15 protein-coding genes are annotated in these 13,409 nt (G+C 67.6%); 7 read left to right on the top strand and 8 right to left on the bottom strand.

The annotated features are described in order from the left end of the window. Positions 1 to 26 precede the first annotated feature (26 nt). Positions 27 to 569: a phage holin family protein gene (locus B8W69_RS16035; RefSeq protein WP_085290861.1), complete on the top strand. Its 543-nt coding sequence runs from the start codon at positions 27 to 29 to the stop codon at positions 567 to 569. Further along, entirely contained in the window at positions 570 to 1,529 is a 960-nt protein-coding gene (locus B8W69_RS16030; RefSeq protein ID WP_085290764.1) for an alpha/beta fold hydrolase, read from the top strand. A gap of 10 nt (positions 1,530 to 1,539) precedes the next feature. Here the strand turns inward: B8W69_RS16030 and marP are convergent, their stop codons facing one another. Genes marP through nth form a run of 4 tightly spaced genes read right to left on the bottom strand, consistent with a single transcriptional unit; the run spans position 1,540 to position 5,069 of the window. After that, the gene (marP, locus tag B8W69_RS16025; protein ID WP_110881962.1) at positions 1,540 to 2,733 is read right to left on the bottom strand and encodes an acid resistance serine protease MarP; all 1,194 of its coding nucleotides are present in this window, start codon (positions 2,731 to 2,733) and stop codon (positions 1,540 to 1,542) included. Positions 2,734 to 2,738: 5 nt separating this feature from the next. Beyond that, positions 2,739 to 3,554 (bottom strand): NUDIX hydrolase, encoded by an 816-nt coding sequence (locus tag B8W69_RS16020; RefSeq protein ID WP_085290762.1) that lies wholly within the window; start codon positions 3,552 to 3,554, stop codon positions 2,739 to 2,741. Between the two features lie 29 nt (positions 3,555 to 3,583). Further along, positions 3,584 to 4,240 (bottom strand): TlpA family protein disulfide reductase, encoded by a 657-nt coding sequence (locus B8W69_RS16015; protein WP_085290760.1) that lies wholly within the window; start codon positions 4,238 to 4,240, stop codon positions 3,584 to 3,586. A 31-nt stretch (positions 4,241 to 4,271) separates the two neighbouring features. Next, on the bottom strand, positions 4,272 to 5,069 hold the full coding sequence (gene nth / locus B8W69_RS16010) for an endonuclease III (RefSeq protein ID WP_281255232.1): 798 nt from the start codon (positions 5,067 to 5,069) through the stop codon (positions 4,272 to 4,274). A 56-nt stretch (positions 5,070 to 5,125) separates the two neighbouring features. Here nth and B8W69_RS16005 point away from each other — a divergent pair, with 56 nt between their 5' ends. Both B8W69_RS16005 and crp read left to right on the top strand, forming a co-directional pair. Then, positions 5,126 to 5,521: a hypothetical protein gene (locus tag B8W69_RS16005; protein WP_245843269.1), complete on the top strand. Its 396-nt coding sequence runs from the start codon at positions 5,126 to 5,128 to the stop codon at positions 5,519 to 5,521. 104 nt (positions 5,522 to 5,625) lie between these two features. Continuing rightward, positions 5,626 to 6,300 (top strand): cAMP-activated global transcriptional regulator CRP, encoded by a 675-nt coding sequence (crp, locus tag B8W69_RS16000; protein WP_036465140.1) that lies wholly within the window; start codon positions 5,626 to 5,628, stop codon positions 6,298 to 6,300. Positions 6,301 to 6,429: 129 nt separating this feature from the next. Here crp and B8W69_RS15995 read toward each other — a convergent pair whose 3' ends face one another. From B8W69_RS15995 to sp36, 3 genes are read right to left on the bottom strand one after another with little or no spacing between them, the layout of a single operon-like run. Next, positions 6,430 to 7,233 (bottom strand): MBL fold metallo-hydrolase, encoded by an 804-nt coding sequence (locus B8W69_RS15995; RefSeq protein ID WP_085290757.1) that lies wholly within the window; start codon positions 7,231 to 7,233, stop codon positions 6,430 to 6,432. A 4-nt stretch (positions 7,234 to 7,237) separates the two neighbouring features. Continuing rightward, entirely contained in the window at positions 7,238 to 7,705 is a 468-nt protein-coding gene (locus tag B8W69_RS15990; protein ID WP_085290756.1) for a RidA family protein, read from the bottom strand. Between the two features lie 13 nt (positions 7,706 to 7,718). Then, positions 7,719 to 7,880 carry a Sp36 family protein gene (gene sp36 / locus B8W69_RS29940; protein WP_007772224.1) on the bottom strand — a complete coding sequence of 54 codons (162 nt, stop codon included), beginning with the start codon at positions 7,878 to 7,880 and terminating at the stop codon, positions 7,719 to 7,721. Between the two features lie 70 nt (positions 7,881 to 7,950). Between sp36 and bagA the strand changes: the two genes are divergently transcribed. Both bagA and bagB read left to right on the top strand, forming a co-directional pair. Then, positions 7,951 to 8,970, top strand: a complete 1,020-nt coding sequence (gene bagA, locus B8W69_RS15985; RefSeq protein ID WP_085290755.1) for an ATPase BagA — start codon at positions 7,951 to 7,953, stop codon at positions 8,968 to 8,970. Continuing rightward, positions 8,967 to 10,118 (top strand): ATPase BagB, encoded by a 1,152-nt coding sequence (gene bagB / locus B8W69_RS15980; RefSeq protein WP_085290754.1) that lies wholly within the window; start codon positions 8,967 to 8,969, stop codon positions 10,116 to 10,118. Before bagA ends, bagB begins: the two co-directional genes overlap by 4 nt. Before the next feature lie 115 nt (positions 10,119 to 10,233). On the opposite strand, the gene B8W69_RS15975 is transcribed toward bagB, so the two are convergent. After that, complete coding sequence (locus B8W69_RS15975; RefSeq protein ID WP_085290753.1) at positions 10,234 to 10,584, bottom strand: WhiB family transcriptional regulator; 351 nt, start codon at positions 10,582 to 10,584, stop codon at positions 10,234 to 10,236. A gap of 353 nt (positions 10,585 to 10,937) precedes the next feature. Between B8W69_RS15975 and ponA2 the strand changes: the two genes are divergently transcribed. Further along, positions 10,938 to 13,367 (top strand): transglycosylase/D,D-transpeptidase PonA2, encoded by a 2,430-nt coding sequence (gene ponA2 / locus B8W69_RS15970; protein WP_085290752.1) that lies wholly within the window; start codon positions 10,938 to 10,940, stop codon positions 13,365 to 13,367. The last annotated feature ends 42 nt before the right edge of the window (positions 13,368 to 13,409 follow it).

Here is a 13,409-nt window from a genome sequence, read left to right as displayed (position 1 = left end):
CGGGTGACGACGAAAGAGGACCGTCTGTGAGCAAAGCCGATGGCAAGAACGGTGTGCCCAGCACCCTGACCACGATTCCGTTGACCGACCCGTATGCCAAACCTGCCGAGCCGTCGATCGGTGATCTGATCAAAGACGCGACTACCCAAGTCTCCACGCTGGTGCGCGCCGAAGTCGAACTGGCCCGCGCCGAAATTACCCGGGACGTCAAAAAGGGTCTCACCGGCAGCGTCTTCTTCGTCGCCGCGCTGGTGGTGCTGTTCTACTCCACCTTCTTTTTCTTCTTCTTCCTCGCCGAGCTGCTGGACACCTGGCTGTGGCGCTGGGTGTCGTTCCTGATCGTTTTCGGGATCATGGTGGTGGTCGGCGCCGTGCTGGCCCTGTTCGGGTTCCTCAAGGTGCGCCGGATCCGCGGACCGCGCGAGACGATCGAATCGGTCAAGGAGACGCGCAGCGCGCTGACGCCGGGCCACGACAAGGCCCCCGGCGGCGCCAAGGCGCTCCCCGAGCCCCACGGCAAGCACGCGAAGCCCGGTCAGGGCGCTGCCGGCGATCCATCGGGTTGGTAGATGGCGCCGCCGGATCCGTCGGTAACCCGCATCGAGGGGCCGTGGAGCCATCTCGATGTGCACGCCAATGGCATCCGCTTCCACGTCGTCGAGGCGCTGAGCGAGGCCGACGGCCCGCCGGCGACGGCCCGGCCCCTGGTGATGCTGCTACACGGTTTCGGATCGTTCTGGTGGTCCTGGCGCCACCAGTTGCGCGGACTGCGTGGCGCGCGAGTGGTCGCCGTCGACCTGCGCGGCTACGGCGGCAGCGATAAGCCGCCCCGCGGCTACGACGGCTGGACGATGGCCGGCGATACCGCCGGACTCATTCGGGCGCTGGGGCATTCCTCGGCCACCTTGGTGGGCCACGCCGACGGCGGGCTGGCGTGCTGGGCCACCGCCTTGCTGCATCCGCGGCTGGTGTCGGCGATCGCGCTGATCAGTTCACCCCACCCAGCAGCGTTGCGGCGATCCACGTTGACGCGACGCGACCAGGGTTACGCACTGTTGCCCACACTGCTGCAATACCAACTACCGTTATGGCCCGAGCGCGTGTTGACCCGGGACGACGGCGCCGAGATCGAGCGCCTGGTCCGCAGTCGCAGCTGCGGCAAATGGCTTGCCTCCGAAGACTTCTCCGAAACCATCGGCCACCTGCGGACGGCGATTCAGATCCCGGCGGCCGCGCACAGCGCACTGGAATACCAGCGCTGGGCGGCGCGCAGCCAGCTGCGCGACGAAGGCCGGCGCTTCATGAGGTCGATGAGCCGGCAGCTCAGCGTGCCGCTGTTACACCTGCGCGGCGATGCGGATCCGTACGTGCTGGCCGATCCGGTCGACCGTACCCGGCGCTACGCGCCGCAGGGCCGCTACGTATCCATCGCGGGCGCAGGACATTTCAGCCATGAAGAGGCGCCCGAGGAAATCAATCGGCACCTGACGAAATTCCTCGAACAGGTGCACCTGACCCGAGCGGGATAAGCGCGCCGGTTCAGCCGACGCAGGAGCCGGTGCCCACCGGCTGGGTATCACCGATCCTGGAGAGCTGACTGGCCACCTCGTCGGCGGTCAACACGAACCCGGTGTCGGGATCATCGACCGCCGCGCCGAACACCACACCGAGCACGTGACCGTCGAGGTCGATCAACGGCCCACCCGAATTACCTTGCTCCACACTGGCTCTGATGGTGTAGACGTCGCGGGTGACCGGGGCCGGATCCCGGTAGATGTCGGGCCCGCTCAGCTTGATCAGCTCGCGAATCCTGGCCGGGGTTGCGGTGAAGTTACCGCCACCTGGATAACCCAGGACGACCACGCTGGCACCGGTTTTCGCGTCGCCTTGCGCGAAAGCCAGTGGGGGAGGCGGCAAATTGGGCACGGCCAGGATCGCGATGTCGACCGCTGGATCGTACGACACCACGGTGGCGTCCAGTGGACTTCCGCTGGCGTAGATCTGCACGCTGTTGGATCCGGCCACCACGTGCGCGTTGGTCATCACCCGGTCGGGCGCGATCACGAATCCGCTGCCCTCCAACACTTTCTGGCAGCTGGGGGCCAGGCTGCGCACCTTGACCACGCTGGGCGCGGTGGCCTGCACCACCGGGTTGCCGGCCAGCTCGGGATCGGGTGAGGCGACGGGAATGACCGGGGTGCGGCTGAACGGCTCCAGTACCGCGGGCAGGCCGGAGGTGTTCAGCAGCGCGGACAGCCGCTTGGGCACCGTCTTGAGCCAGGGCGGCGCTACGTCGTTGACCTGAGCCAACACTCGCGAACCGCGAACCGCGGCGGCCAGTTCCGGCTGGTCCTTGGACTGGGTCAGCGGCGTCGCCAACAACCAGGCCGCGGTCAGCACCACGACCAGCTGGACCGCCACCCCGATGACCGAGTCGACCGTTCGGATCGAACGGCTGCGGATCGCGCCGCGCACGGCGCGTCCCAGCACCACACCGGCGACCTCGCCGATGACGACCAGAGCGAGGATCAAGAACAGTGCGGCAAACAATTTCGCCCGCGGCGCCGCGATGTGGCTGACCAGGTGGGGCGCCAGCAGCACGCCCGCGATCGCGCCGAGTAACACGCCGACGAACGAGAGCAACGAGCCCAGCGCGCCCGACCGCCAGCCCGAGATCGCCGCGATGAAGGCGACCGCCAGGACGGCGACGTCCAGCCACTGCGACGGGCTCATGGAATTCATCGAGATCCGCCCCCGTCGCCGACCAGCGCCATCGCCGCGTCCAACTCCCGCTCGTCGGTGGTGTCCCACGGCTCGGCCCAGCCGGCGACGTCCAGCAACGCGGAAATCACCTGGCCAGTGAATCCCCAGACCAGCATCTCGTTGAGCAGAAACGCCGGGCCGGCCCATCGGCGGCCGAGATCGCCGCGGTACACCATCAGCCGGTTGTCCGGGTTGATGAAGGCGCGCAACGGAACTCGCGCGACGATCGCCGTTTCGGCCTCGTTGACGACGGCCACCGGGCCGGGATCCGGCGAGTAGGCGAGCACCGGGACGACGTGAAACTGCGACGGCGCGATGAACATCTTTTCCATCGTCGCCAGGGGGGACAGCCTGCTGACGTCGATGCCGGTTTCCTCGCGGGCCTCGCGCAGCGCGGTATCGATCGGGCCGTCGTCGGTGGGATCGGCGGCACCGCCGGGAAACGCCGCCTGGCCGGCGTGGTGGCGCAGGGTCGACGCCCGCACGGTGACCAGCAGGTCGGCGTCGTCGGGGAAACCGCCGTCGGGTGCGCCGGATTCCGGCCCGGAGAACAACACCAGCACGGCGGCTTCGCGGCTCGCGCCGCGCAAGGTCGCCACCGCCGACGCGGCCTTGCTGGTGATCATCGCGAGAACGTCGGCCGGCAGGCGGCGCCGGGCCGCGTCGGGAACGTCATCGACGTGGTCTACCAGCGGACGCAGCCAGGACGGGCAGGCGTCAGGCCTCACCGGAACGGACCCGCGCGGGGGGGCGGGGTCCCCACTCCGCAGGGGAGAACCCCCAGCACTCACGGCCCCTCCAGTCGGTTCAATTTTTCCGCTTATCCCCTGTCGTTGCCGATCGCGGCCGCGATCTCATCGGCAGTGGTGAAAGCTCGTGGCAGCGTTTGGGCAACGCTACCGTCCGGCCGCAGGACCACCGTCGCGGGCATCACATTTACCACCCGCAGCGCGGCGGCGACCCGGCGACGACCGTCCTGCAGGGTCGGCAGCCGCACCCCGAGCTCGGCCAGCCGCAGCAGCGCCGCGGTCTCGTTTTCGTCTTGATGAACCGTCACCACCGTCACGTCCCCACCGGCCCGACGTTGATACTCGGCCATCGCGGGCAGTTCGGCCGCGCACGGCGCGCACCAATATGCCCACAGGTTGAGGACCACCCGGCGCCCGGCCAGCGCGCGGGCGACGTCGACCAGGGAGCCGTCGGCGGCGCAGACGGCCGTCACCCCGCGCAGCGCGGCGGGACCGTCGCCAGCTCCGGCGCCGGGGCACGGCGCCAGGTTGGCGCGCTGTCGCGGACCCGCCAGCGCGGCGGCCGTGTCGGCGTCGCGGTGTTCCCGGTCGGCTGCCGGCTGATCGCTCGCGGGCGGCGGCGTCGAGGCGGAGTCGTCGCGCAGCTGGGCGACCAGCGCCACAATCAGCGCCGCCACCACAGCCAGAATCGCGATGTGCCAGCGAGCCTTCCGGGTCAGCGTCGGCATTGGGGTCCCTGCGAGTCGGTCGCGGGCCGGCTTACAGCCCGGCCAGCGCGAGCAGGTGCTCGGTTTCCGGGCCCTTCACCAGGGGCGCGGCCAACGCCGGTTCGGTGGGGCCAAGGCCGAAGGAGGGGCAGTCTTTGGCGATCAGGCAGACGCCGCACGCCGGTTTGCGCGCGTGGCAGACCCGGCGGCCGTGGAAGATCACCCGGTGGCTCAGCATGGTCCACTCACCGCGTTCGATCAGCTCACCGACGGAGTGCTCGATCTTGACGGCATCCTTGTCCTCGGTCCAGCGCCACCGGTGCACCAGCCGGGTGAAATGGGTGTCGACCGTGATGCCGGGGACGCCGAAGGCGTTTCCCAGGATGACGTTGGCCGTCTTGCGTCCGACACCGGGCAGGGTGACCAATTCGGCCATGGTCGACGGCACGTCGCCGTCGAAGCGTTCGACCAGGGCCTGCCCCAGGCCGATCAGCGAGGACGCCTTGTTGCGGAAGAATCCGGTCGGCCGGATCAGGTTTTCCAGCTCGGCGCGGTCCGCCTGGGCGTAATCGAGCGCCGACGGGTACCGCTTGAACAGTGCCGGCGTCGTCAGATTGACCCGCTTATCGGTGCTCTGCGCCGAAAGGATTGTGGCGACCGTCAATTCGAGCGGCGTGGTGAAGTCCAGCTCGCAGTGAGCGTCCGGAAATGCTTGTGCCAGGGCACGATTCATGCGCCGCGCCCGCCGCACCAGGCCGACTCGAGTTTCCTCGGACCAGCGTCGGGCATCACCGCCGCCGGACGGGGCCGGAGTCGATTTCGAACGCCCGGACGACTTAGCCGCTGTCACCTACGACAGAGTACTGATTTCGTAATCTCGCCGAGACCCCGAGTTGATTCCAGGCGATGTTTACTCTTCGTGTGTCGTGGTTGCTGGTGGCCGGTATTCCGGCGCTGCTGATGCTGGCGGCGCTGGGCCTTGGGCGGCTCGAGTCCGAGCTCGCCCCCGGCGCACTGGCGGTGGCCGACGTCGACGAATTCCTGGAGCGTGCCGGCGGTGTGGACATGCACACGCTGGCCGCCGAGGGCATGCCCGAGGCGTTGGAATACCTGCATCGGCGCGAGCTTGCGCAGCTGTCCGAGGCCCCGGCGAACGGGCGGAGCGGCGGACCGCGACACGCCGCGCCGTCGTTTGCCGTCAGCTTCGTCGACCACGAAGAGATGACCTTGCCGACCCGGATCCACGGCCATTCGCACGTTAATCCGCAGTTTAGGGCACCTCGACACGCCAATCGTGTGTAGCGTTGGCACGTTGGAAACAACGGCGTTCCTCTAGACTCGTCACGCGAGCAAGGGGTTAGCCTGCCCGTATCACATTAATTTTTTGGGAAAGTTGAAGAGGCAACGTGGACGAGATCCTGGCAAGGGCAGGAATCTTCCAAGGGGTTGAACCCGGCGCAGTCACAGCGCTGACCAAGCAGCTGCAACCCGTCGACTTCCCCCGCGGACACACGGTCTTCGCCGAGGGGGAACCCGGCGACCGGCTGTACATCATCGTCTCGGGGAAGGTGAAGATCGGTCGCCGCTCGCCCGACGGACGCGAGAACCTGCTGACGATCATGGGCCCCTCGGACATGTTCGGCGAGCTGTCGATCTTCGACCCGGGTCCGCGGACGTCCAGCGCCACCACCATCACTGAGGTGCGCGCGGTGTCGATGGACCGCGACGCACTGCGCGCCTGGATCGCCGATCGTCCCGAGATCGCCGAGCAGTTGTTGCGGGTGCTGGCCCGACGGCTGCGCCGCACCAACAACAACCTGGCCGACCTCATCTTCACCGACGTGCCCGGCCGGGTGGCCAAGCAGCTGCTGCAGCTCGCCCAGCGGTTCGGCACCCAGGAGGGCGGCGCCATGCGGGTCACCCACGACCTGACGCAGGAAGAGATCGCGCAGTTGGTCGGGGCGTCCCGGGAGACGGTGAACAAGGCGCTGGCCGACTTCGCCCACCGGGGCTGGATCCGGCTGGAGGGCAAGAGTGTGTTGATCTCGGACTCCGAGCGGCTGGCGCGCCGAGCGAGGTAAGCGCGCGCGGAGCGCGGGCGCAACCGAGCGAGGAATCAAACAGCGAGCGAGGTAAGCGCGCGCGAACCCGCCGGGCCGTTCGGCCGGTCTTGGCCACACCAGTCACATCCGTGACTTATGCGGACGCAGTTACGCCGACGGCTCCGAACGCAGGTGATTCAGCTGCACCTGCACCGACCACTCGGCGGCGTCCCACAGCTTCTCGTCGACATCGACATAGACGTGTTCGACGATCCGGCGGGCGCTGGCGTCCTCCCCCAGCTCCCGCACCGCCGATCGCACCTGATCCAGTCGCTCCCGCCGGTGTTCGAGGTAGCCCTGCGCGACGCTTTCCAGATCGGTCAGGTCCGGCCCGTGCCCGGGCAGCACCGTCCGCCGGCCCAGGCCGCGCAGTCGCCGCAGCGATTCCAGGTAGTCCGTCAGACTGCCGTCCTCCTTGTCGAGGACGGCCGTGCCGCGACCCAGGACGGTGTCGGCGGTCAACACGGCGTCGTCCAGCAGGAAGGACAGCGAATCGGCGGTGTGTCCGGGGGTCGCCATGACCTTGATCTTGAGGCCGGCGGCATCGATCACCTCGCCGTCGGTCAGCTCACCGCCGAGGCCACGCAGAAAACCGCTGCCCGCCGAGCGCACGGTCGCGCCGGTGCGCTCGACCAGCTTGTCGATGGCGTCGGTGTGATCGCTGTGCCGGTGGCTGATCAGGACCAGGGCGATACGGCCGAGCGCGGCCACCCGTGCGATGTGTTCGTCGTCGTCGGGTCCGGGGTCCACGATGACCAGCTCGTCACTGCGCGTGCCGCGCAGCACCCAGGTGTTGGTGCCCTCGAGCGTGAGCAGCCCGGGGTTATCGGCCAGCAGAACAGACGCGGTTTCGGTGACCGGCCGCAACTTGGCGTACGCGGGATGGGTCAGCGACTCGGCGGCCTGGGTCACGGCGTCAGCCGACCTCGACGATCAGCTCCACTTCCACCGGCGCATCCAGTGGCAGCTCGGAGACGCCGACCGCCGAGCGCGCGTGCGCGCCGCGCTCGCCGAACACCTCGGCGAGCAGCTCGGAGGCTCCATTGATGACGCTGGGCTGACCGTTGAATCCCGGGGCCGAGGCGACGAATCCGACCACCTTCACCACCCGGGCCACCTCGTCGATACCCACCAGCGAATTGACGGCCGCCAGCGCGTTGAGCGCACAGATCCGCGCCATCGCTTGTCCCTCATCCGGGCTGATGCCGGCGCCGACCTTGCCGGTGGCCAACAGCTTGCCGTCCTGCATCGGGAGCTGGCCCGCGGTGTAGACCAGGTTTCCGGTGCGCACCGCTGGTACGTAGGAGGCCAGCGGCGCAACCACCTCCGGCAGCGCAAGGCCGAGCTGCCCGAGCCGGGCCTTCCAGGAAGGTGGAGCACTCATTGGACGCGACCCTTTACTTGGGGCGCTTCAGATACGCGACGTGCTGTTCGCCGGTCGGCCCTTGCAACACCGACACCAACTCCCAGCCGTCGGCACCCCACTGGTCGAGGATCTGTTTGGTGGCATGCGTCAGCAGCGGAACCGTGACGTACTCCCATGCGGTCGGTTGGCTCATGCCGCGAGCTTATCGGTCGCAGGTGAACCGCTCCGACCAGCCCAAGGGCCCATCGGGCTAGCATGCGAAGGTGGCAACCACATCGGGCGGCGGAGCTGCCGTCGGCTGGCCTGCGCGCTTGACGAAGGCCCGTTTACATTTCGTGACCGGCAAGGGCGGCACGGGCAAGTCGACCATCGCGGCCGCGCTGGCGCTGACCCTGGCCGCCGGGGGCCGCAAGGTACTGCTCGTGGAAGTCGAGGGCCGCCAAGGGATTGCGCAACTCTTCGACGTCCCTCCCCTGCCGTATCAGGAGGTGAAGATCGCGACCGCCGAACAAGGCGGTCAGGTCAACGCCCTGGCGATCGACATCGAGGCCGCCTTCCTGGAATACCTCGACATGTTCTACAACCTGGGCATTGCGGGCCGCGCGATGCGCCGCATCGGCGCGATCGAGTTCGCGACGACGATCGCGCCGGGTCTGCGTGACGTGCTGTTGACCGGCAAGATCAAGGAGACGGTGATCCGGGTCGACAAGAATCGGCTCCCGGTTTATGACGCGATCGTCGTCGACGCCCCGCCGACCGGACGGATCGCGCGCTTCCTGGATGTCACCAAGGCGGTGTCCGATCTGGCCAAGGGCGGGCCGGTGCATTCGCAGGCCGAAGGCGTGGTGAAGCTCCTGCACTCCGAGCAGACGGCCATTCACTTGGTCACCCTGCTGGAGGCGTTGCCGGTACAGGAGACACTGGAAGCCATCGAGGAGCTTGCCGAGATGCAGCTGCCGATCGGCAGCGTCATCGTCAACCGCAACATCCCCACTTACTTGCAGCCGGCCGATCTGGCGAAGGCCGCCGAGGGAGACGTCGATGCGGACTCAGTGCGGGCCGGATTGGAAAAATCCGGAATCAGCTTGACCGACAAAGACTTCGCGGGCCTGCTGACGGAGACCATCGAGCATGCCACTGTCATCGCTACGCGCGCCGAGATCGCGCAGCAGCTCGATGCGTTGCAAGTAGCGCGACTGGAATTACCGGCCATTTCCGATGGGGTCGACCTAGGTAGCCTCTACGAGCTGTCGGAATCGCTTGCACAGCAGGGGGTTCGATGAGCGTCACACCCAAACGGCTTGATATGGCCGCCATTCTGGCCGACACCACCAACCGCGTAGTGGTGTGCTGCGGCGCGGGTGGGGTGGGCAAGACCACCACCGCGGCCGCGATCGCGCTGCGCGCCGCCGAGTACGGCCGCAACGTCTGCGTTTTGACGATCGATCCGGCCAGACGGCTGGCCCAGGCACTGGGGGTCAGCGATCTCGGCAACACGCCCCAGCGGGTCCCGCTGGCGGCGGAGGTTCCCGGCGAGCTGCACGCGATGATGCTCGACATGCGTCGCACCTTCGACGAGATGGTGATCCAGTACTCCGGACCCGGTCGGGCACAAGCGATTCTGGATAACCAGTTCTATCAAACGGTCGCCAGTTCACTCGCCGGCACGCAGGAGTACATGGCGATGGAGAAGCTGGGCCAGCTGCTGGCCGAGGATCGCTGGGACCTGGTGGTGGTCGATACCCCGCCGTCGCGCAACGCGCTGGACTTCCTGGATGCGCCCAAACGGCTGGGCAGCTTCATGGACAGCCGGCTGTGGCGGCTGCTGCTCGCGCCGGGCCGGGGAATCGGGCGGTTGGTTACCGGCGCAATGGGTTTGGCGATGAAGGCGATGTCGACAATCCTGGGTTCACAGATGCTCGGCGACGCCGCAGCGTTTGTGCAGTCGCTCGACGCCACCTTCGGCGGCTTCCGCGAGAAGGCCGATCGCACCTATGCGCTGCTGAAAAGGCGTGGGACGCAGTTCATTGTGGTGTCGGCGGCCGAGCCGGACGCGCTGCGCGAGGCGGCATTCTTCGTCGACCGGCTGTCGCAGGAAGGGATGCCGCTCGCCGGGCTGGTCCTCAACCGCACCCATCCGCCGCTGTGCTCGCTGCCAGCCGAGCGGGCGATCGACGGCAGCGAAATGCTGGACCACGACGCCGACTCCGAGGTGGCGTCGCTGGCCTCGGCGGTGCTGAAGATCCACGCCGACCGGGCGCAGACCGCCAAGCGGGAAATCAGATTGCTTTCCCGGTTCACCGGCGCCAATCCGCACGTGCCGGTCATCGGCGTTCCGTCGCTGCCGTTTGATGTCTCGGATCTCGAGGCCCTGCGCGCGCTGGCCGATCAGATCACTTCGGTCGATGACGGCCGCGCAGCGGCCCGGTGAACCACTTTCCACTCCGCGGCCCCGGGCCTGCCGTAACAGAAACGTAATCACGAGCGGCAGGCCGGTCAGGCCTACGGTCCACCAATTGGACGGGTACCCGTCCACGGGCAAAGGGTCAGCCGACGCTGCGGGTCCGCCTCTTGTCGAAGAAGTCCGCCCAGGAAACTACCTCGGGGTGCTGCTTGAGCAGGGCGCGGCGCTGCCGCTCAGTCATGCCGCCCCAGACCCCGAACTCGACCTTGTTGTCCAGCGCGTCTGCCCCGCACTCCTGCATCACCGGGCAATGCCGGCAGATCACTGCCGCCTTGCGCTGGGCCGCGCCGCGGACAAACAGTTCGTCGGGATCAGTGGTCCGGCATAGCGCCTTCGAGACCCACGCGATCCTTTCTTCGGCATCGACACTGTGGAGTACCCCTTGTGCGGCTGCAATGTTTGTCCTACGCGCCGCCGGCCGTATTGGTGACACGAACTGTTCCCTTTCCCTACCGGCCGCCCGTCACGGCCGCCCTCCTTGGGGTGCAGATCCAGTCTCGCGATCTACGCCACACTGTGTACTTCGGTGTTACCTGAATCTCACCGTGTGTCTAAGTTAGGTGGTCAGGTGCCAATTGCGCAACAGTCCGATAACGCTTTTTTTGGGACGAGCGTCCAGCCTCGTACCACACGATGGGCGACGAAGTGATCTTGGACACGCCGTTGCCCGTCTGACCTGTGACGCAATTCCGAATTCGCGCCCGTCGCCGCCGGTCTTGAGATGACGAAATTTTCTGGAGAACGCGCAGCGTGGCGGCGTGACTGGGGGCCGCTAATGTAGTACCCATGTCAGACCGCCCCCCGGCCGCGCTCACGATCCTCAAGCTTGCGGGGCTCTGTTTGTTGGCCAGCGTCGTCGCCACGGCTCTCCTGTTCCCCTTCGCCGGCGGAATAGGACTGGTGTCCAATCGGGCGTCGGAAGTGGTCGCCAACGGCTCGGCTCAGCTTCTCGAGGGCGAAGTGCCCGCCGTGTCGACGATGGTCGACACCAAGGGCAACACCATCGCCTGGCTGTATTCGCAGCGCCGGTTCGAGGTGCCCAGCGACAAGATCGCCAACACGATGAAGCTGGCGATCGTCTCCATCGAGGACAAGCGGTTCGCCGAACACAACGGGGTGGACTGGAAAGGCACCCTGACCGGTCTGGCCGGCTATGCCCGCGGCGACGTCGACACCCGCGGCGGTTCGACCATCGAGCAGCAGTACATCAAGAACTACCAACTACTGGTCACCGCGAAGACCGACGCCGAGAAGCGCGCGGCGGTCGAAACCACCCCGGCCCGCAAGCTGCGCGAGATCCGCATGGCGCTGACGCTGGACAAGACCTTCACCAAGCCCGAGATCCTGACCCGGTATCTGAACCTGGTCTCATTCGGCAACGGCTCGTTCGGCGTGCAGGACGCCGCCCAGACGTACTTCGGCATCAACGCGTCCGACCTGAACTGGCAGCAGGCGGCGCTGCTGGCGGGCATGGTGCAGTCGACCAGTGCGCTCAACCCGTACATCAACCCCGACGGCGCGCTGGCACGGCGAAACTTGGTGCTGGACACCATGATCGAGAACATCCCGCAGGAGGAGGAGGCGCTGCGCGCCGCCAAGGCGGCGCCGCTGGGCATCCTGCCGCAGCCCAACGAGCTGCCCCGCGGTTGCATCGCGGCGGGCGACCGCGCGTTCTTCTGCGACTACGTCCAGGAGTACCTGTCCCGGGCCGGCATCAGCAAGGAACAGGTGGCCCGGGGTGGCTACCTGATCAAGACGACGCTGGACCCGGACGTGCAGATCCCGGTCAAGACGGCCATCGACAAGTTCGCCAGCCCGACCCTGCCGGGCATTTCGAGCGTGATGAGCGTGATCCAGCCTGGCAAGACGTCGCACAAGGTGATGGCCATGGCCAGCAACCGCACCTACGGGCTCGACGTCGACGCCGGTCAAACCATGCGCCCGCAACCCTTCTCGCTGGTCGGCGACGGTGCGGGATCCGTCTTCAAGATCTTCACCACGGCCGCGGCCCTGGACATGGGCATGGGCACCAACGCCACCCTCGAGGTGCCGGGCCGCTTCCAGGCCAAGGGTATGGGTAGCGGTGGGGCCAAGGGCTGCCCCAAGGACAACTGGTGCGTGGTCAACGCCGGCAACTATCGCGGGTCGATGAACGTCACCGACGCGCTGGCCACCTCGCCCAATACCGCGTTCGCCAAGCTGATCCAGCAGGTCGGCGTGACGCGCACGGTGGACATGGCGATCAAACTCGGGCTGCGGTCCTACGCCGACCCGGGCACGGCCCGCGACTACAACCCCGACAGCAACGAGAGCCTGGCCGACTTCGTCAAACGGCAGAACATCGGCTCGTTCACCCTGGGCCCGATCGAGGTGAACGCGCTGGAGCTGTCCAACGTCGCGGCCACCCTCGCCTCGGGCGGCACCTGGTGCCCGCCCAACCCGATCGACAAGCTGGTCGACCGCAAGGGCAACGAGGTCGCGGTGACCACCGAGACCTGCGATCAGGTGGTGCCCGAGGGCCTGGCGAATACCCTGGCCAACGCGATGAGCAAGGATGCGCTGGGGGGCGGGACGGCGGCCGGCTCGGCCAGCGCCGCGGGTTGGGACCTACCGGTCTCCGGTAAGACCGGCACCACCGAGGCCCACCGCTCGTCGGGCTTCGTGGGCTTCACCAACCACTACGCGGCGGCCAACTACATCTACGACGACTCCACCAACCCCACCGATCTGTGCTCCGCCCCCCTACGGCACTGCGGCGAGGGCGATCTATACGGCGGTAACGAGCCGGCGCGAACGTGGTTCACCGCGATGAAGCCGATCGCCACCAATTTCGGACCGGTGCAGATGCCGCCCACCGACCCTCGCTACGTCGACGGGGCACCGGGCTCCCGGGTACCCAGCGTCGCCGGCCTGGATATCGACGCGGCGCGCCAGCGCATCAAGGAGGCGGGCTTCCAGGTCGCCGACCAGAACAACTTCGTCAACAGCAGCGCCAAGCAGGGCGAGGTGGTCGGCACGACACCCAGCGGCGCAACCATTCCGGGGTCGATCATCACCATCCAGGTCAGCAACGGCATCCCGCCGGCGCCGCCGCCGCCACCGGAAGGCGCGCCGCCGCCGGTCGGCTCGCAGGTCGTCGAGATTCCGGGTCTGCCGCCGATCACGATCCCGCTGCTGGCGCCACCGCCGCCGCCACCCGGTCAGCCGCCCCCGTAGGCGTGATTGCCGCACTCCTCCTCACCCCGCTTCGCGGGCCGC

The sequence above is a fragment of the Mycolicibacterium vulneris genome (assembly GCF_002104765.1).
Lineage (GTDB): Bacteria > Actinomycetota > Actinomycetes > Mycobacteriales > Mycobacteriaceae > Mycobacterium > Mycobacterium vulneris.
Note: the sequence above shows the minus strand (reverse complement) of the source record. Positions and strands in the feature narration are given on the sequence as shown.